The following is a 19,121-nucleotide window of genomic DNA, read 5'->3' as shown; positions in this document are numbered from 1 at the left end:
CTTAGGTCTCGCTCCACATGCGCAGCAGGTTGTGATAACAACCAACCAGTGTGCGGCGCGCCGCTTCATCGCCATTCGATGCATTCAGCCGCTGGATCGCGCCGTCCAGATCGAACAGCATCGCGCGCTGCGTATCGTCGCGCACGAGACTTTGCGCCCAGAAGAAGCTCGACACCCGCGCACCGCGCGTCACGGGCCGAACCTGATGCAGGCTCGTCCCCGGATAAACGATCGCATGCCCGGCGGACAGCTTCACTTCCTGCATGCCGAAGGTATCTTCGATCAGCAGTTCGCCGCCCTCGTATTCATCGGGCGGCGTGAGAAACAGCGTGATCGAAATATCGGTGCGCACACGCACGCCGCTGCCCGGCACGAGACGTATCGCACCGTCGACATGACTGCCGAAATGCATGCCGCCTTCATAGCGGTTGAAGATGGGCGGATACACCTTGTTCGGCAGCGCGGCGCTGATGAACAACGGATGACGCTCCAGCAACGCGATGATCCGGTCGCCAAGGTCCAGCGCAATCTGCGAGCCTTCCGCGATCTGCTGGTTGTGCTTGACGGGCGCGCCCTGGTAGCCGGCCGTCGCACGGCCATCTACCCATGCGTCGCTGGCTTCGAGCGCCGCCCGCATCGCGGCGGCTTCGGCGGGACTCAGTACGTCCGGAATCGAGACAATCATCGTTCAAGGTTCCTGCAAAGCGGCAGCGCCGCGCGCCTTCCCCGCAAGATGCGGGAACGCGCGCGGCGTGCCGTGGGCTATCGCTTCGTGCGATCAGAAGAAGCGATAGTTTACCGTCGCGAGGAACGTACGGCCGTAACCCGGCACCGCGCGGCCACCATCCGACGGAATCAGCGCGTCGTAGTAGTTCTTGTCGGTCAGGTTCAGCACGTTGATCTGAACGTCGTAACGCTTCGCGTGATACGCCGCCATCGCATCCCAACGCGTGTAGCCGCCAACCTGCACGAAGTTGTTGTTGGCCGCATAGCGCGAGGACATATACGTCGGACCACCGCCGATCTGCCAGTGCGGCGTGAAGTCATACGTGGTCCACAGCGTGAGCGTATTGCGCGGCGTGTTGGCGGGAGTTTTGCCCTGCGTGCCGTCGAATGCCTGCAGGATCACACCATCCATATACGTATAGCCGCCGAACACCTGCCACTTGTTCGTGATGTGACCGGCAAGGCCGAGCTGATAGCCGCGCACACGGATATCGCCGTCGAGCGTATAGCTGCCATCCGGATTCGCGGTACGCGCATTCGTCTTCTCGATGTTGAAAAGCGATTGCGTGACGGAGAGACCGCCGCCGAGCAGATCCCACTTCGAACCGACTTCATACGACTTGTTGTGCTCCGGCGGCAGGTTTTGCTGGCCGTTCGTGAGCGTCAACGCTTCGAGCGACGGATCGAACGACGTGCCGTACGACACGTAATACGACTGCCAGTCGGTCGGTTGCCAGATCACGCCGCCGCGCACGCTGGTGAAGTAGTTCGTCTGCGTGGCGTAGCCCGGCACGTTGACCGAGTTGTGGATCGACGCTTCGTAGCGGTCCCAGCGCACGCCGCCCACCACCTTCCAGTGCTGGCCGATCGACACCGTGTCGTTCAAATACAGACCCACACCGTTCGCGCTCGATTCCGCGAGGTTGGTCGCCACTTCCTTCACGTTCGTGGGACGCGGCGTGTACGGCGGATCGATCAGCGGCACGATGCCGATCGTGTTCGACGGCAGGCCCGGCGCGGTCGCGGTGAAGCTCTGGTTGCTGTACGTTTCGTGGCTCAGATCGACGCCTGCGAGCAGATCGTGCTTGAGCGGCCCGGTATTGACCTTCCATTCGACATCGGTCGAGTTGTAGACCGAGTGATCGTTGATGTTGCGGTCTTTGCCTTGCAGCTTGACGAACAGTTTCGACGGATCGATGTTCGTGAAGTTGCCGTTGGTTAGTGCCGTCGACGTGCCGAGCGGGCCCGTAAGCACGGCCGCCGCGTTGGTCGCGCGCGCTTCCGTGCTGTAGTGGCTGAATTGCGTCTGGTTGCGCAGCGTCAGGTCGTCGCTGAAGCGATGCTTGATGCGCGCGCTGAGCGTCTGCACGTCCTGGATCGTGCGGTCGTCGGTATAGCCGTAGAACGTGCCGCGATTCACGGGCGCGGGATGGCCGTTCAGCGGCGGAATGCCGTAGTCGGGCTGATCGCGGTTGTGCTGGATCAGCGCGGACAGCGTGATTTCCGTCGGCGTGCCGATGCCGAACTTCACTTCCGGCGCGACGCCGTAGTCCTTGCTCTTCATCACGTCACGCGACGAGCCGAGGCTCTGGCCGAATGCGTTGATGCGGAACGCGGAGGTGTCGGTGATCGGCGTGTCGAGATCGACCGTGGTGCGGTAACGGTCATGCGTACCCGCTTGCACGGAAACGTCCGCGCGCTTCTTGAGCTCCGGCTCCTTGCTGACCTGGTTGATCACACCACCCGTCGAACCACGGCCGAAATACAGCGACGACGGACCGTACAGCACGTCGATCGACTGGAGGTTGAACGTGTCGCGATAGTACTGGCCGCGATCGCGGAAACCGTCCAGGTAGATGTCCGTGCGCGCCGAGAAACCGCGCAGGTTAATGTTGTTGCCGATCTGCCCGCCTTCGGCCGCACCGATCGTGATGCCGGGCACGTTGCGCAACGCGTCCGAGAACGAGCTGGCAGCCTGCGAATCCAGTACCGCTTTCGGCACGACGGTGACGGCTTGCGGAATATCGCGCAATGCCGTGGGCACTTTCGCGCCGACGCTCGACGTGTCGGCCTGGAAATCGGTGGAATTATCGGCCTGACCGGTCACCTGGACGGTCGGCAATGTGTTGCTGGTAGAAGGCTGGCTGGCGGAGGGCTGGCTGGCGGGATTGCTGGTCGTTGCGGCTTGCGCGATCTGGACTGCCGGCGTGGCAGGCGTTGTCGTTTGGGCGTAAAGCGGCGTCGCAAAGACGGCCATGACGGCCGCTGCGAGTGGCGTGGTTCGAAGCATCGCGATTCCCTGTCGTTGTAACTGATCTTTTTCTTGGTGCGCCGGGCGGTGCGTGCCCGTCCGGTTCGCGTGGATCGAGCGAACCGCCCCGCCGGTTGACTATCTCCGGCCGGCGCCTTCTAAATGAGAATCGGTATCATTACATGAACAGTAATGATTCGCAATGATGCGTAAGGCATGTGTGGTCTTTCTGCATCACGCGCTTAAATCGTGATTCGCGCTTTATAAATGCATTAACGAAACCTGTTTTCGGTTTGGCGGATTGTGTTAAATCCAATAAAAAACGGGCGGCGTCTTTCGACACCGCCCGCTTCAACCTTCCCGCTCTTTGTCGCTACATGCTCAACGCACTTTGCCCGCCTTCCATGCCGCGAGCAGCTGGTCGTATTTGACCGTTTCACCCTTCGGCTTTTCGTTGGCGAGTTTCTTCCACGGCGCGTGCTGATCCGACAGCCATTTCGTCGGGTCGCTCTCCGCGTTTAACTCAGGCGCACACACCTTCATGCCCGCGCGTTGCAAACGTCCCAATACCTGATCCATTTCCTTCGCGAGATTGTCCATGGCAGCTTGCGGCGTCTTTTCGCCCGCTACAGCAGTTGCGACGTTCTTCCACCACAACTGTGCCATCTTCGGATAGTCAGGCACGTTGTTGCCTGTCGGCGTCCACGCGACGCGTGCCGGGCTGCGATAGAACTCAATCAGGCCGCCGTATTTGTCGGCATTCTTTGTAAAGTACTCGCTATGAATATCGGAGTCGCGAATAAACGTCAGACCGACAATCGACTTCTTCAGCGACACCGACTTCGACGTCACGAACTGCGCGTAAAGCCATGCAGCCGCACGCTGATTCGCGGGCGTGGATTTGAAGAACGTCCACGAGCCGACATCCTGGTAGCCGTTCTGCATGCCGTCTTTCCAGTACGGGCCATGCGGCGACGGAGCCATGCGCCATTTCGGCGTGCCATCGGCATTCGTCACATTGCCCGGCTTGAGCATGGAAGCCGTGAATGCGCTGTACCAGAAGATCTGCTGCGCGATCTTGCCTTGTGCAGGGACTGGACCGGCTTCGTTGAATGTCATGCCGGACGCTTCGGGCGGCGCGTATTTCTTCAGCCAGTCGATGTACTTCGTGGTCGCGAACACAGCGGCGGGACTGTTCGTGCCGCCGCCACGCGTCACCGATGCACCGACAGCATGACAACCGTCCGGTGTCACGCGAATGCCCCATTCATCGACGGGCATGCCGTTCGGAATGCCTTTATCGGCTTCACCTGCCATCGACAGCCAGGCGTCCGTGAAACGCCAGCCGAGCGATGGATCTTTCTTGCCGTAATCCATGTGCCCGAATACTTTTTCGCCGTCGATGGTCTTCACGTCATTGGTGAAGAACTCCGCAATATCTTCATACGCGGACCAGTTGACGGGTACACCGAGGTCGTAACCGTACTTCGCCTTGAACTTGTCCTGCAGATCCTTGCGCGCAAACCAGTCGGCGCGGAACCAGTAGAGGTTGGCGAATTGCTGGTCGGGCAACTGATAGAGCTTTTTATCCGGCGCAGTCGTGAAGCTCGTGCCGATAAAGTCCTTGATATCCAGATTCGGATTCGTGAACTGCTTGCCCTCGCCTTCCATATAGTCAGACAGCGGGATGATCACGCCATAGCGGTAGTGCGTGCCGATCAGATCCGAATCCGAAATCCAGCCGTCGTAAATGCTCTGGCCGGACTGCATCGACGTTTGCAGTTTTTCGACGACATCGCCTTCCTGAATGATGTCGTGCTTGACCTGAATGCCCGTAATTTCCGTGAATGCCTTGGCGAGCGTTTTCGATTCGTACATGTGCGTATCGAGCGTTTCCGACACGACGTGTACTTCCTTGACGCCTTGCGATTTGAGTTTCGCAGCCGTATCGATGAACCATTTCATTTCGTCCATCTGCTGCTGTTTGCTCAGCGTGCTCGGCTGGAATTCGCCGTCTACCCATTTCTGCGCTTCGGGTACGCCTGCCAGCGCAGCGTGATTGGCACAAGCCCCTGCGACCACTCCTGCCACCGCGAGCGCGACGATCCGTCTCCTGTGTTGCATGGTCTTCTCCTGTCTCCACACCCCTTTGGGATCATCAGCCGGTTGCCGCCCGGGGCATCAACGGAACCGGTTTGTTCTAGCGTTTTATCCCTTCCACATGATCGCGAGCAGCACCAGCACGGAGGCCGCGAAACCGGGCCACGCACTCGCGCCTTCGCCGCCCACCACGATCCAGGCGAGATTCACGTACGCAGCCGTCAGCAGGCCGATAAAGAGCCTGTCGCCACGTGTTGTCGCAATCGGCAGAAAACCTTTGCGTTCGATAGTCGGCGTGCGCAATTCCCACAGCGTCATGCCTGCCAGCATCACGACGACGCAGCCGAAGAAGATGGCGACTTCGGGTGTCCAGTACATCCATGTGAACATCACACTCTCCCCATCGCAAAGCCCTTTGCGATGTAGTTGCGCACGAAGTAAATGACGAGTGCGCCAGGAATAATGGTCAGCACACCCGCCGCTGACAGCACGCCCCAATCCATGCCCGCAGCAGACACCGTGCGCGTCATCACGGCAGCAATCGGTTTTGCGTTGACAGTGGTCAACGTCCGCGCGAGCAACAGTTCGACCCAGCTGAACATGAAGCAGAAGAACGCCGTCACGCCGACACCCGCCTTGATCAAAGGCAGAAAGATCTTGATGAAAAACGCCGGAAACGAATAGCCGTCGATATACGCGGTTTCATCGATTTCACGCGACACGCCCGACATGAAACCTTCGAGAATCCACACGGCGAGCGGCACGTTGAACAGCATGTGCGCGAGTGCGACGGCGACATACGTATCCATCAGACCGACGCTCGAATAAAGCTGAAAGAACGGTAGCAGGAACACGGCAGGCGGCGTCATCCGGTTGGTGAGCAGCCAGAAGAACATGTGCTTGTCGCCGAGAAAGCGATAGCGGGAGAAGGCATACGCGGCAGGCAATGCGACCAGCACCGACATCACCGTGTTCATGGCCACATAAACAATTGAATTGATGTAGCCCCAGTACCACGATGGATCGGTGAAAATCACCTTGAAGTTATCGAAGGTCACGTGCTTTGGCCAGATCGAAAAGGCCGACATCGTTTCTTCGTTGGTGCGCAGCGAAATAGACAGCATCCAGTACAACGGAAGCAGTGCGAACGCGATATAGACAAGCAATACGAGTGCGCGTATCCAGCGGCGGTTGTCATGCATTGTCGTCTCCCGTCGTTGCCGGACCGCCCTTGCCCACACGCTCCATCCAGTTGTAGAGAATGAAACAGAGCAACAGGATGATCAGGAAGTAGATCAATGAGAACGCCGCCGCCGGGCCGAGATCGAATTGACCCACGGCTTTTTGCGTGAGGTACTGGCTCAGGAAAGTGGTCGAGTCGCCGGGGCCGCCGCCCGTCAGCACGAACGGCTCCGTATAGATCATGAAGCTGTCCATGAAGCGCAACAGCACTGCGATCATCAGCACGCCGCGCATCTTCGGCAACTGGATATAGCGAAAGACCGCAAAGCGGCTTGCGCCATCTATTTCCGCCGCCTGATAGAACGCATCGGGTATCGCGCGCAGACCTGCATAGCAGAGCAACGCGACCAGCGGCGTCCAGTGCCAGATGTCCATCACGAGCACGGTGACCCATGCATCGGTCGGACTGGCGGTGTAGTTGTATTCGAAGCCCACGCTATTGAGCGCGTAGCCAAGCAGACCGATATCCGGACGGCCGAAGATCTGCCAGATCGTGCCGACCACATTCCAGGGAATCAGCAACGGCATCGCGAGTACCACCAACGCCGCCGAAGCGCGCCAACCCGAGGCGGGCATCGCCAAAGCGAGGCCGACGCCCAGTGGAATCTCAAACAGCAGCACACAAGCGGAGAAGATCACCTGACGTCCCAATGCGCCGCGCAGATCGGGATCGGTCATGATGTTGCGAAACCATTCCGTACCGACGAAGACGTGCTGCGTCGGACTGATGATGTCCTGCACCGAATAGTTGACGACCGTCATCAGCGGCAAAATCGCCGAGAACGCCACGCAGATGAAGACGGGCACGACGAGCAGCCACGCCTTCTGGTTCACTGGCTTGTTCATCGCGCGCCTCCTGCGGCTCGGATCGCAATGCGCTCATCGTTGTTGAAGTACACCGTTTCCGGCGCGGCCACGCGCAACCACACCGGGCCGTCCACGACGCGCACTGCCGGCTCCATCTTCGCGTTGAATACGTGGCCTTCGCAGTTCGCCGTCACGAGCTGATAGTTGCCGAGTTGCTGCGCGCGTGTGACTTGCGCAAGGATCGCGCCTTTCTCGCCATCGTCGGCGAGACGCACGAACTCAGGGCGGATGCCGAGTTTCAGATCGCCATTCGTGCTCTTGAGCGCGGCAAGCGTGTCGGAATCGAGCGTGACGCGCTGCGAACCGAGTCTGATCGCGCCATCGTCCAGACTGACGGGGCACAGGTTCATGCCAGGACTGCCGATGAAATAGCCCACGAACGCGTGATCGGGCCTTAAAAACAGGGCTTCCGGGCCGCCCTTTTGCACCACGCGTCCGTTGGTCATCACGACCACTTCGTCCGCGAAAGTCAACGCTTCGACCTGATCGTGCGTCACGTAGATCAGTGTGAGCTTGAGTTGCTGATGGATCTTCTTCAGCTGACGCCGCAGCATCCACTTCATATGCGGGTCGATAACGGTCAACGGTTCGTCGAACAGAATGGCCGCGACATCCTTGCGCACGAGTCCGCGTCCCAGCGAAATCTTCTGCTTCGCATCGGCCGACAGATTGCTCGCCTTGCGCGGCAATTCACGCGCCATGTCGAGAATGTCGGCGACTTCATGCACGCGCGTTCGCACTTCCGCTGCAGGCAAACCGCGATTGCGCAGCGGAAAGGCAAGATTGTCGAACACGCTCATCGTGTCGTAGATCACCGGGAACTGGAACACCTGCGCAATGTTGCGTTCGCGCGCGCCTTGCGTGGTGACATCGCGTCCGTTGAACAGGACTTTGCCTTCCGATGGCTGCAACAGGCCCGACACGATATTGAGCAAGGTCGATTTGCCGCAACCCGACGGGCCAAGCAGCGCGTACGCACCGCCGTCTTCCCACACCATGCTCATCGGTTGCAACGCGTAGTCGTCGAGAGAAGCGGGATTCGGCCGGTACGCATGCCCGAGATTCTGAAACTCAATGCGCGCCATAGGCCACCTCCTGCATCCTGGGACGCGCGACCAGATTGGCGTCCGCGCCGAATACGAACAGATCGTCGGGGTCGATATAGACGTCGAGCTGTGTGCCCAACTCGATCTGATGCACGCCTTGCAACTGCGCGACGAGATTGATGCCACCGTGACGGGTATGCAGATGCAGATACGTTTCAGAGCCGCTCAGCTCGGCCAGTTCCAGCAGGCAAGGCACGGCAATCGAATGTGTATTGCGCGGCGCGAGCCGCAGATGGCCGGGACGGATTCCAATGCGGCAGGTCCCTGTGCCGACAGCCGTCTGCGCCGCGCGGCGCACGGGCACGTCGATACCGATGGGCAAGCGCGCGTCGCCACTGTCGAGCAGTTCGCTTGTCAGCATGTTCATGGGCGGATCGTTGAAAACGGCGGCGACGTCGACATTTGCCGGCGCGTTGTAGACGTCCAGCGTCGGGCCGAACTGCAACACGCGTCCCTTGTCGACGACAGCCGTATAGCCGCCGAGCAGCAAGGCTTCGAGCGGTTCGGTGGTGGCATACACGACCGTGGTCTTGCCGTCGGAGAAGAGCGTCGTGAGTTCGGCGCGCAATTCTTCACGCAACTTGTAGTCGAGGTTCACGAGCGGCTCGTCGAGCAACACCAGCGAGGTACGCTTGACGAGCGCGCGCGCCAGCGCGCAACGCTGTTGCTGGCCTCCCGACAGTTCACCCGGCCGGCGTTCCAGCAGATGTTCGATATGCAGCTTCGACGCGACTTCATCGACGCGGCGACGGATCTCGCCAGCCTCTGTCTTTTGCAGCTTGAGTGGTGATGCGATGTTGTCGAACACCGTCATCGCGGGATAGTTGATGAACTGCTGATAGACCATCGCGAGATTGCGCTGACGCACGCTCACGCCCGTCACGTCCCGACCATCGGCGAGCACGCGGCCGCTGGTTGGCCGGTCGAGTCCTGCCATCACACGCATCAACGTGGTCTTGCCCGCTTGCGTGGGCCCCAGCAGCACATTGATCGCACCCGGGACGAGCCGCAGATCGACGCCGTACAGATGCGTCAGCCCGCCCGAAACGACGGTGACCCGCTCCAGTTCCAAACCCAAATTGCTCTCCTTTGTCGATGCTTCTGATCCAGCTTTGCTCTTTTTCTGTCTGTTTCTGGTTCGATGCGGCTTCGATGCAAATGCAGATGCTTGGGTACGGCTAAGGCGTTCGCAAACACCGGACGGCGAGCAGACGCGGTCCGGTTTGCTGACGAGAGGCAGGGCAAGGGATAGCGCCGCGAGGGCGCCGGAGAAACTGTTGTCGATCCATTGTCCCGATCGTTTTTTTATTCGGGTGCTTCAAAAACAGGCCACACGCCTGTGTTCAAAAAGGAAATCAAAACAACAGCAACAATGTTCTCTTTTGTTCGTTTACGTTTAAATCGGGGTTAACCATACAAAACATAAACAACTACCATCTACTGTACTTACGACTAACAGAACAATCTATTACGCATTCCCCGAGTTTGTCTTTCCTCGAGAAAGCTTATGGTCAGCGTAACAGAAGCAAGCCACGTCACAGAAAGCCGTGACAATCGTCTGATCAGGAACGTTCGAGACGGTGACGTCAGGACCGCATCATTCGCACGCGCACGATTGACTCACACGCGATTCATTTCTCTGGACAGTAAAAAACGCAGCGTGCTTATCATCAGCATCATCTGTATTGACAAGTTTGCCTTTACGTCGCAACGAGTTAGAACTCCGCACTAATGCTCGTTACTACGACGATGTGATCGCGCTCTTCATCTGCCGATCGAGAGACTTTTTACGAAGTACTACATCGGCTCACACGATCACAAAACGCCATGTTTTAAGGGCTTTTCTGCGTATCACCCTGTAAAGACAGGCACTTTTTAATGCCCCGTTTTGATGCGGGTATACGTTAATTTGTGCACGCCGGTCAGCCCCGTTTACTGAATGAAAAACCAGGTCATCCGAACTACTTTGATCAGACTTGATCGAGGGGTTCGGATGTTGTTTGTTCGTACCGGAGGTGTAGCATGGCGAATCTTTCCAGCAGTGCAATCGACGAATTCAAAGCTCTCACGCGAGGCCAGGTCGTATTGCCCGGCGATCCATCGTTCGATGAAGCACGCAGCATCTGGAACGGGATGATCGACCGTCGCCCCGCGATCATCGTGCATTGCGCGGGTGTGGCCGATGTGCGCCGCGCCGTGAATTTCGCGCGCGACAACGCGCTGCTGCTCGCCGTGCGCGGCGGTGGCCACAACATCGCAGGTAGTGGCGTGTGCGAAGACGGCATGCTGCTCGACCTGTCGCAGATGAAATCCGCCCGCATCGATCCCGTCGCACGTCGCGCCTATGTCGAACCGGGTTGCCTGTTGCGCGACTTCGCTCACGACGCGCAAGCGTTCGGCCTCGCCACACCGCTCGGCATCAATTCGACCACGGGCGTGGCGGGACTCACGCTCGGCGGCGGGTTCGGCTGGATCAGCCGGCGCTTCGGGATGACGGTCGACAACCTGCTCTCCGCCGACGTCGTCACGGCCGACGGCAATCTGCTTCACTGCGATGCCGATTCGCATGCGGATCTGTTCTGGGCGATTCGCGGCGGCGGCGGCAATTTCGGCGTAGTCACGATGTTCGAATTTCAACTGCATGAAGTCGGCCCCGAAGTGTTCGGCGGACTCGTCGTGCTGCCGATGGACCAGGCGCGCGATGCCCTCGTCAAGTACCGCAGCGCGCTCGAAAGCTGGCCTGACGAACTGACGGTCTGGGCTGTCGCGCGCTTCGCTCCACCACTGCCCTTCCTGCCCGCCGACGTTCACGGCAAGCCGATCATCGCGTTTGCCGTCTGCTATACAGGACCGGTTGCAAACGGTCCTTCTGCGGTCGATGAAGTGCGCAAGTTCGGCACGCCCTATGGCGAAGCACTCGGACCGATGCCATTCACCGCATGGCAACAGGCATTCGATCCGCTCTTGACGCCGGGCGCGCGCAATTACTGGAAGTCGCACAACCTGGCAAAGCTCGATGACGGCCTGATCGACGCATTCGTCGATGCAATCGCCAAACTCCCGTCGCCTCAATGCGAGATCTTCTTTGGCGCAATCGGCGGACAGACAATGCGCGTCGCGCCGGATGCAACGGCCTACTCGAATCGCGATGCGAAGTACGTGATGAACGGGCACGGACGCTGGACGGAAGCCGCCGACGATGAGCGCTGCATTGCATGGTCGCGCGATTTCTTCGCCGCCTCGGCACCATTCGCGCTCGGCAGCGTGTACGTGAACTTCATGACGGAAGAAGAATCCGTGCGTGTGGGCGACGCGTATGGTCCGAACTATGCGCGACTCGTGGCCGTGAAAGACCGCTACGATCCGCAGAATCTGTTCCGCCATAACCAGAACATCAAACCCTCCGCGATGGCCTGAACACTGCGCGTGAATGCCGGACAGCAGATGCTGTCATCTGCTGTCCGGCTCGGCTTTCATCGCGTCTTCGTCCGCCGGATCACGTTGCGCTGCGGCATGCGCGCACGCATCGATCACGCTACAGTAGCGTGCTTCCATACGACCATTCCCTCTCATCGCATCATGCCGCGCATGCGCATCGCCTTGCTGACGATCGCCGCCATGTTCGCCTTTGCAGGCAACTCGCTGCTATGCCGCATCGCCCTGAAGGGCACATCGATTGATCCCGCGACCTTTACGACCGTCCGCATCGCGTCGGCTGCCATCGTCTTGTGGATCGTTCTGCGCAGCCGCGGCAAGGCGCGGGCTGTCGAAGGCAACTGGCTTTCCGCGTTCGCGCTGTTCGTCTACGCCGCGGCGTTTTCGTTTGCGTATGTGTCGCTCGCGGCAGGCTCCGGCGCGCTGCTGCTGTTCGGCGCCGTGCAGGCCACGATGATCGGCTATGCGCTTTCGCGCGGCGAACGGTTGCGTGTGCTGCAATGGATGGGACTCGCCTGCGCGCTCGCGGGCCTCGTCGGCCTGGTGTTGCCCGGCGTGAGCGCGCCGCCGCTGATCGCTTCGCTGCTGATGCTGTGCGCGGGCGTCGCGTGGGGCGTCTATTCACTGCGTGGCAAACGCGCCGCCGATGCCACCGCCACCACCGCGGGCAATTTCATTCGCGCGATTCCTTTTGCGCTGGCGATTAGCGCCGCGATGCTTGCGCGCGCATCGATCGACAGAATGGGATTGCTGTTTGCGGCACTCTCCGGCGCGCTGACGTCGGGCGTCGGCTATGTGATCTGGTATGCCGCCTTGAAGGAACTGAAGGCGGCCACGGCGGCCACCGTGCAACTGAGCGTGCCGCTGATCGCCGCCGCCGGTGGCATCGCCCTGCTCGGAGAACCGCTGACCGCGCGCCTCGCGCTCAGCGCGGCCGCCATTCTGGGCGGCATCGCACTCGTGATCGGGCGCCGCTGAGCCTCGAAAAAACGGCAGACGAATCGTCAGACTGTGACATGTCATGTGCACCGCTGTATACGGTAGAATATATCGAACAGAATCGGATCTCGGGAGAAACGGGGTGGGCAGCAGTCGCCGCGATGAACCAACGGATGCGCTAGCCGCGAAAATCAGCACGCTCAAGCCGCTGTCGGGCGACGTGCGCGCGCAGCAGATTCGTGACGTGGTCGATGCTTTCAGGCGTCTGCGCAGCAGCGTGACGCGCTTCGTGCAGATGTTCGCGTCTGCGCGGCACGCGTCGGTGGCAGCCGAAGCACTGTCGGCCGCACCGTTGCGCGAGTTGCTGTCGATGCTCGCCACTGAGGCGCAGGCCGCGCGCTTCGCACGGATGCGCGAACTGAAAATCGCGATCCGCCAGGCGCGCGTGCTCGAACGCACGCGCGACGCGGTGTTTTCCGAATCGTTCAGCACGGACCCGACGGCCATGCGCGAAACGGTGACGGCTCTCGAACGCGTGGATGCGATTCTCGTCGGGCTGTGCGTCGAACACGTACTGGAACGCCATAAGCCTGCCGCGCCACGCACGGTTGCACTCAAGGCACCCGCCCCGCCCACGCGCAGACGTCTGCCTGAACCGGCGCACTGATTCACGCCCCACGCGCACTCGATATATTCGATGGTATATTTCGCGATGGTATATTTGCCTTATCCGTTCGCGCATCCACCCCGGTCCGCCGTCATGTCCGGATAGAGGTCACCATGCACGCTCCGCCCTTTCGCCTCGCCCGCCCGGGCATCGACACGTCCCTGACATCCGCCGGTAACGCCGATTCCTGCTGCGCGCCGTCGAAAGCGCAACTCGCCGACCTGAAACGGCGCACGCGGCTCGCGGAACTCGACTCGCACCTGCACTGCTCGATTATCGGCACCTGTCTGAGCACGCACGAATTGCGCAAGCTCGTGCCGAAGTTCACCGACCTCGACCGTCAGCGCGCCAGCGACCTCGACATTCACCACACAGCCGTCGAACTCGCCATCGAAGGCGGCGCGGGCGGCAAGGCGCTGCAAAAGGCGCTGGATGAACGCTTCGCGGGTGCGATCCGTCTGTTCGACAAGGCGAAAGATCCCGAGGCCGTGCTCGCGCTCTGGAAAGAGGCGCTCAAGAGCGGCGACATTCCGCCTGCCTACTGGGCGCTGATGACGCATCCACAAACGACCATGAGCGTGCGGCAAACCGCGTTCGGCGATCTGCACATGCTGTCGCATCTGGTCGGCGCGGCGAATCGCGCGGACATCCGGCGGCTGGTTGCGCTGGAAGAAGAGAACGCTGAATTGCGCGCGAAGATCGATCGCCAGCAAGGACGTCTGCAGGAGATGAGCCTGCAGCGTGACGCCGCCGCGCAGGAACTCGAATCTCACGCAGCGCATGCCAGGGCGCAAAACGCCGACAGCGACGACGAACTGCGCGCCGAAGTGCACACGCTGCGTGAAGCGCTGACGGCGCGCGACGAACGTCTCGCGCTGCATACAAATCGCCGCGAAGCCGCCGAGCAGCGCGTCGCCGCCGAACAGGAAAGCGCACGTGCGCTGCGCGCGCGGCTGGACGAAGTGGATGCGCTCGTGAAAACGCTGCAAGCCGAGGCAAGCGCACTGGAACGCACGCTGCAGATCACAGAAAGCGACGATCCGTCCGATCGTTCGGCAACGCTCGCCATTCTGGAGCGCATGCGCCTGGTGTACGTTGGTGGACGGCCGGGATCGACTGCGGCGATCCGGCGTATCGTCGAAACGGCGGGTGGCGAGCTCACCGTGCACGACGGCGGCATCGAAGACCGCAAAGGTCTGCTGGCGGCTGCGCTGCCGCGTGCGGACATGGTCGTGTTCCCGGTGGACTGCATCGATCACGACTCGATGAACACGCTCAAGCGTATCTGCGAGCGCAACCACGTCGCGTGGTATCCGCTGCGCACGGCGAGCGTCGCGAGCTTCGTCGAGTTGATCGGCCGGCTCAATGCCGATGCGCAAACCAGCGCGCAGTCAGGCGGACAGCCGCGCTTCTGCCTGCGTCACGGCTAGCGAGGCGAACCGCCGGCGCCAACTGGCGGATTCGTGCCTCGCAAAGCGAACGCGGTCAGCCCGACTAGCGCCGCACCATCTTCGTGAGCGCGGCGATGTCGTCAGCGCAGGCCGCATAGGCTTGCGCTTCGATACCGCGATAGAGCCGGATGATTTCCTCGCCGACGGGTGTCAGCACACTGCCCCCGCCGCTCTGGCCGCCATGCTCCGAAACCGTCGCGGGCGATTTCAGCGAACGGTTCAGTTCATCCATCAGCAGCCACGCGCGCCGGTACGACATGCTCAGGCTGCGCGCCGCAGCCGAAATCGAACCATGCTCGCGCACTGCTTCGAGCAGCGCGACCTTACCCGGGCCGAGCGCAATCGTCCCGTCCTGCTGGATACGCATTCTGAAGCGCACCTCGGGCCTGGCGTGTGCCGATGTCTTCATGTTGTTTGCCGGTTGACTCATGCGCGCAAGCATACACGATGCCATACGCGGCATTTCAATCGGCACTTGCACCAGTGCGCGGCACAACGGACTGCGGCGGCAAGCCGGCCTTACAACTCGAGCACGCGCGCCACTACGCCGGCGAGGCGCTTCACATGCCGCGGAGCGGGCAGAATGTCGGCGGACGAGAAAAGAATCGGCGCGCCTTCGTCGACGGACAATGGATGGTCGCCGCGCTCGAACGCGACCAGCACGCGTTCGCCGATGGGCGTGTTGAACAGTTCGTGCCACGAAAACGTCACCGCGTAGCCGTCGTGCGCGTGCGCGATGAAAACGGTGCGCTTGAAATCGCCCGCCTTGTCATTGCGCAGGCCCGCCATGTCGATCAGGTCTTTCAGCAGCACGCCGCGATACTGATCGACCTTGCGGATAAAGCGATTGGTCGTGTAGCAGCGCAGATCGAAAGGATCGGCGGTCACGCTCGCATGCTGCCGCAGATCGTCGAGCGTCACCCGCATCGGACGCAGGAAAGCGCCCGCCAGCATGACGGCACCCGCCGTCGTGTCCTGCAGCGGCAGCGCCGCCGAGCCTGTCAGTCCCATCGTCCCTCTCCATTCGATTGCGGGCGGCTTGCGCCGCACGATGTATCGGTGGATATATTACGCCGCCTGCGCACTCACTGCCGAAGGGAAGCGCGACATAAACGGCATATTGCACGGCGTATGACGGACGCATGGGGGGCGCGCGCTGGACAAAGCTGTCTGGCATCCCGGTTGCTGGATTCGACAACAAGAGCATAAGCACACATCGGGAGCCGCCATGAACACAATCGGATTGTCGCAGCGCGTCGATGAACTCGAACTGGCCCTCGTCGGCAGGTTTGAATCGCCGAAAGCGCCCACCGTCAGCGCCTACCAGGAAGGGGCGACGACCTATCTGATGCTGTCGTGGGTGACCGAAACCGGGCGCGACACGACGCTCGACGCGCGCTGTGTCGCCACGATCCGCCTCGGCGACGCGCAGATCGACCGCTATGCCGCACTGGTGACGGCCAAACGGCGCGTGGTGCAGGACCGTTTGCGAGATCTCGTGCGGCAGCGCGTCGATGCAGCGCGGGCGCAGCCGGGATCGACGGATAACTGTTCGATCCAGATCGACGTCGACGACACCGTTTTCGACGTGCCGGACGAACCGTACGACATGCCATAACCGTCGTCATCACGAAGCGACACAAACAAAGCGACACGACGGCGCTTCCGGACGCGCCGCCGCGGCAATAGACTATGCTTATGCGCTCGCGCCGCCACCTGCGCGGCCACCCCTATCAGTCTATTGCCCATGAATTCGACCACCGACGATACCCCGCGCCCCGTGATGCGCGCGCTCACGCCGCTCGAAGCCCGCGTGCTGGGCGTGCTGTTCGAGAAGCAGCACACCGTCCCCGACACCTACCCGCTGTCGGTCAACTCGCTCGCTGCGGGTTGCAACCAGAAAACCTCGCGTTCGCCCGTGATGAACGTCAGCGAAAGCGAGATTCTCGACGCCATCAACAGCCTGAAGCGCCTGTCGCTCGTATTCGAAGGCAGCGGCAGCCGCGTGCCGCGCTACGAGCACAATATGGAGCGCGTGCTGGGTTTGCCGCGCCAGTCGGCGGCACTGCTGACGGCCCTGCTGCTGCGCGGCCCGCAAACGGCCGCCGAGTTGCGCCTCGCCACCTCGCGGCTGCACAGTTTCGCCGACACGTCGTCGGTCGAGGCGTGTCTCGAGGAACTCGCCGACAACGCTCCGCCGCGCGTCGTCAAGCTGCCGCGCACGCCTGGCGAGCGCGAGAGCCGCTGGATGCATCTGCTGTGCGGCGAGCCGTCGCCCGAACTGATGCGCGGCTCGGCACTCTCCGACGAACCGGCCCCACCCGGCGAGCTCGAGGCGCTGCGCGCGCAGCAGCGTGAACTCGGCGAGCGGGTCGAGCGGCTCGAAGCACTTTTGGCGCATCTCGCGGGCGAACTCGGCGTGTCACTCGACGATCTGAAAGACCGCCTGTAACGGCACCAACCGACACAGACCGACACAGACCCGCATCGAAGACAAACCCGATACACGCCGGTTGCAGGAAGGTTGCTAAGCGCCCGCAACGAATGCGACGATGCGGGTGCCGCGCACCCTGTCTGCAGCCTCGCGCAGCGCGGCTGCGCCTCTTACGCGTTTCACTGTGCCAGGAGACTGACCGATGAACGAGCACGACGATCCCACTCTGCCCGCCGACGACTTCCCCGACGCTCCCGACCGCCGCCGCGTCCTCACCGGCCGCGCCGCCGCGGGTCTCGGCCTCGCGCTGGCGGGCTGCCAGTCGGTCGACAGCGCCGCGCACGCCACGCCGCGCAGTGCCGCCGACGCGCGCCTCGACGCCGCGTTGCACGATCAGGTCAAGCGCATCGTGGTGATCTATGCGGATAACCGCAGCTTCGCGAACCTTTACGGCAAATTCCCCGGCGTGCAGTATCCGCTGGCGGCCGTGACGCCCGAGCGCTACGTGCAACTGGACCGCGACGGCGCCACGCCGCTCGCCACGCTGCCGAAACTCTGGGGCGGCCTCGTGCCGCAGGCGCAGGAAATCGACGGAACGCGCTACATGATTGCCGAGCGCGACATCACCGGCTTGCGCAACCAGCCGTTCCATCTGACCGACGCGCACGGCACGCCGCTGCCGAACAGCGTGATCACGCGCGATCTCGTGCATCGTTTCTATCAGAACCAGATGCAGATCAACGCGGGCCGCAACAACCAGTGTGCCGCATGGGGCGATTCCGGCGGTCTGGTGATGGGCCATTACCGCAGTTCCGGCGAATCGCTGAAGCTATGGACGCTCGCGCAGCAATACACGCTGTGCGACAACTTCTTCATGGCCGCGTTCGGCGGTTCGTGGCTCAATCACATCTTCCTGATTTCGGCGCAGGCGCCGCAGGTGCCGGACATCGGCAACGGTCCGGGCAAGAAACTGGTGTCCGTGGTCGAAGGCGACGATCCGACGGGCACGCGCCTCAGACAGGCACCCGACTCGCCCAGAACAGCGCTCGAAGGGCCGCCCAAGTTTGTCAACGACGGCCTGTTCACGCCCGATGGCTACGCCGTCAATACGATGGCGCCGCCCTACCAGCCGAGCATGGTGCGGCCCGCCGAAGGCGGCGACCCCGCGCTCGCCAATCCCGCCGATCCGAAGGTGTTGCCGCCGCAGCACTATGCGACGATCGGTGACCGGCTGAGCGATAAAGGCGTCGACTGGGCGTGGTACTCGGGCGCATGGCAATACGCACTCGATCATCGCGACACGGGCGCCGTGCCGGACTTCCAGTACCACCATCAGCCGTTCAACTACTTCGCGAACTTCGCGCCCGGCACCTCGGCGCGCACGCGCCATCTGCGCGATGGCGGTGTGGGGGACGATGCTTCGACCAACCGCTTCATCGCCGACATCGACGCAGGCCGCCTGCCCGCCGTGACCTTCTACAAGCCGCAAGGCAATCTGAACATGCACGCGGGCTACGCGGACGTCGAATCGGGCGACCGTCACATCGCCACCGTCATCGACCATATCCAGCGCGGGCCGCAGTGGCAGAACACCGTCATCGTCGTCACGCACGACGAAAACGGCGGCTGGTGGGATCACGTCGCGCCGCCGAAGGGCGACCGCTGGGGACCGGGTTCGCGCATTCCCGCCCTCGTCATTTCGCCGCTCGCGAAGAAAGGCTATGTCGATCACACGATGTACGACACCAATTCGATCCTGCGCCTGATCACGCGCGTGCATGGGCTGGCGCCGCTGGACGGTATCGTCGTGCGCGACCGCACGTTCACGCAGAACGGCCTCACGCCGATCGGCGATCTGACGGGCGCGCTCGATCTCGCTTAGCGCAAAAGGTAAAGAAGCTGC

17 protein-coding genes are annotated in these 19,121 nt (G+C 61.7%); 7 read left to right on the top strand and 10 right to left on the bottom strand.

What is annotated here, in order from left to right:
* Window position 1: 1 nt before the first annotated feature.
* The 8 genes from DK391_RS24275 to DK391_RS24240 form a co-directional block, all read right to left on the bottom strand.
* Window positions 2-685 (bottom strand): Fe2+-dependent dioxygenase, encoded by a 684-nt coding sequence (locus DK391_RS24275; protein ID WP_109480541.1) that lies wholly within the window; start codon window positions 683-685, stop codon window positions 2-4.
* A gap of 93 nt (window positions 686-778) precedes the next feature.
* Entirely contained in the window at window positions 779-3,016 is a 2,238-nt protein-coding gene (locus tag DK391_RS24270; RefSeq protein ID WP_109480540.1) for a TonB-dependent siderophore receptor, read from the bottom strand.
* Window positions 3,017-3,358: 342 nt separating this feature from the next.
* Entirely contained in the window at window positions 3,359-5,101 is a 1,743-nt protein-coding gene (locus tag DK391_RS24265; RefSeq protein WP_109480539.1) for an ABC transporter substrate-binding protein, read from the bottom strand.
* A gap of 84 nt (window positions 5,102-5,185) precedes the next feature.
* The gene (locus tag DK391_RS24260; RefSeq protein ID WP_109480538.1) at window positions 5,186-5,467 is read right to left on the bottom strand and encodes a DUF2160 domain-containing protein; all 282 of its coding nucleotides are present in this window, start codon (window positions 5,465-5,467) and stop codon (window positions 5,186-5,188) included.
* Window positions 5,467-6,279: a carbohydrate ABC transporter permease gene (locus DK391_RS24255; protein ID WP_109480537.1), complete on the bottom strand. Its 813-nt coding sequence runs from the start codon at window positions 6,277-6,279 to the stop codon at window positions 5,467-5,469. The genes DK391_RS24260 and DK391_RS24255 overlap by 1 nt, the downstream gene beginning before the upstream one ends.
* On the bottom strand, window positions 6,272-7,165 hold the full coding sequence (locus DK391_RS24250) for a sugar ABC transporter permease (RefSeq protein WP_109480536.1): 894 nt from the start codon (window positions 7,163-7,165) through the stop codon (window positions 6,272-6,274). The genes DK391_RS24255 and DK391_RS24250 overlap by 8 nt, the downstream gene beginning before the upstream one ends.
* A complete protein-coding gene (locus DK391_RS24245) occupies window positions 7,162-8,271 on the bottom strand; it encodes an ABC transporter ATP-binding protein (protein ID WP_109480535.1) in 1,110 nt (369 codons plus the stop codon). The genes DK391_RS24250 and DK391_RS24245 overlap by 4 nt, the downstream gene beginning before the upstream one ends.
* Entirely contained in the window at window positions 8,258-9,370 is a 1,113-nt protein-coding gene (locus DK391_RS24240) for an ABC transporter ATP-binding protein (protein ID WP_109480534.1), read from the bottom strand. Before DK391_RS24240 ends, DK391_RS24245 begins: the two co-directional genes overlap by 14 nt.
* Window positions 9,371-10,314: 944 nt before the next feature.
* Between DK391_RS24240 and DK391_RS24235 the strand changes: the two genes are divergently transcribed.
* The 4 genes from DK391_RS24235 to DK391_RS24220 all read left to right on the top strand — a co-directional run bounded on the left by DK391_RS24235 (window position 10,315) and on the right by DK391_RS24220 (window position 14,763).
* A complete protein-coding gene (locus DK391_RS24235) occupies window positions 10,315-11,709 on the top strand; it encodes an FAD-binding oxidoreductase (RefSeq protein WP_109480533.1) in 1,395 nt (464 codons plus the stop codon).
* Between the two features lie 162 nt (window positions 11,710-11,871).
* Window positions 11,872-12,705, top strand: coding sequence for a DMT family transporter (locus DK391_RS24230; protein WP_109480532.1), 834 nt, complete (start codon window positions 11,872-11,874; stop codon window positions 12,703-12,705).
* A gap of 103 nt (window positions 12,706-12,808) precedes the next feature.
* Window positions 12,809-13,333 (top strand): hypothetical protein, encoded by a 525-nt coding sequence (locus DK391_RS24225; protein WP_109480531.1) that lies wholly within the window; start codon window positions 12,809-12,811, stop codon window positions 13,331-13,333.
* Between the two features lie 113 nt (window positions 13,334-13,446).
* Window positions 13,447-14,763: a DUF2325 domain-containing protein gene (locus DK391_RS24220; RefSeq protein ID WP_109480530.1), complete on the top strand. Its 1,317-nt coding sequence runs from the start codon at window positions 13,447-13,449 to the stop codon at window positions 14,761-14,763.
* 64 nt (window positions 14,764-14,827) lie between these two features.
* On the opposite strand, the gene DK391_RS24215 is transcribed toward DK391_RS24220, so the two are convergent.
* Entirely contained in the window at window positions 14,828-15,151 is a 324-nt protein-coding gene (locus tag DK391_RS24215; RefSeq protein WP_109480571.1) for a LysR family transcriptional regulator, read from the bottom strand.
* A gap of 152 nt (window positions 15,152-15,303) precedes the next feature.
* Window positions 15,304-15,795 carry a molybdopterin-dependent oxidoreductase gene (locus tag DK391_RS24210; protein ID WP_109480529.1) on the bottom strand — a complete coding sequence of 164 codons (492 nt, stop codon included), beginning with the start codon at window positions 15,793-15,795 and terminating at the stop codon, window positions 15,304-15,306.
* A 217-nt stretch (window positions 15,796-16,012) separates the two neighbouring features.
* Between DK391_RS24210 and DK391_RS24205 the strand changes: the two genes are divergently transcribed.
* The 3 genes from DK391_RS24205 (at window position 16,013) to DK391_RS24195 (ending at window position 19,100) form a co-directional block, all read left to right on the top strand.
* Window positions 16,013-16,402 carry a DUF3022 domain-containing protein gene (locus tag DK391_RS24205; protein WP_109480528.1) on the top strand — a complete coding sequence of 130 codons (390 nt, stop codon included), beginning with the start codon at window positions 16,013-16,015 and terminating at the stop codon, window positions 16,400-16,402.
* Window positions 16,403-16,531: 129 nt separating this feature from the next.
* Entirely contained in the window at window positions 16,532-17,236 is a 705-nt protein-coding gene (locus tag DK391_RS24200) for a YceH family protein (protein ID WP_109480527.1), read from the top strand.
* Between the two features lie 184 nt (window positions 17,237-17,420).
* Entirely contained in the window at window positions 17,421-19,100 is a 1,680-nt protein-coding gene (locus DK391_RS24195) for an acid phosphatase (RefSeq protein ID WP_109480526.1), read from the top strand.
* Window positions 19,101-19,121 lie beyond the last annotated feature (21 nt).

The organism is Paraburkholderia sp. C35 (assembly GCF_003121405.1).
In the GTDB taxonomy this organism is placed as follows: Bacteria; Pseudomonadota; Gammaproteobacteria; order Burkholderiales; family Burkholderiaceae; genus Paraburkholderia.
The sequence above is the reverse complement of the archived record's forward strand: the minus strand, read 5'-3'. Positions and strand labels throughout refer to the sequence as shown.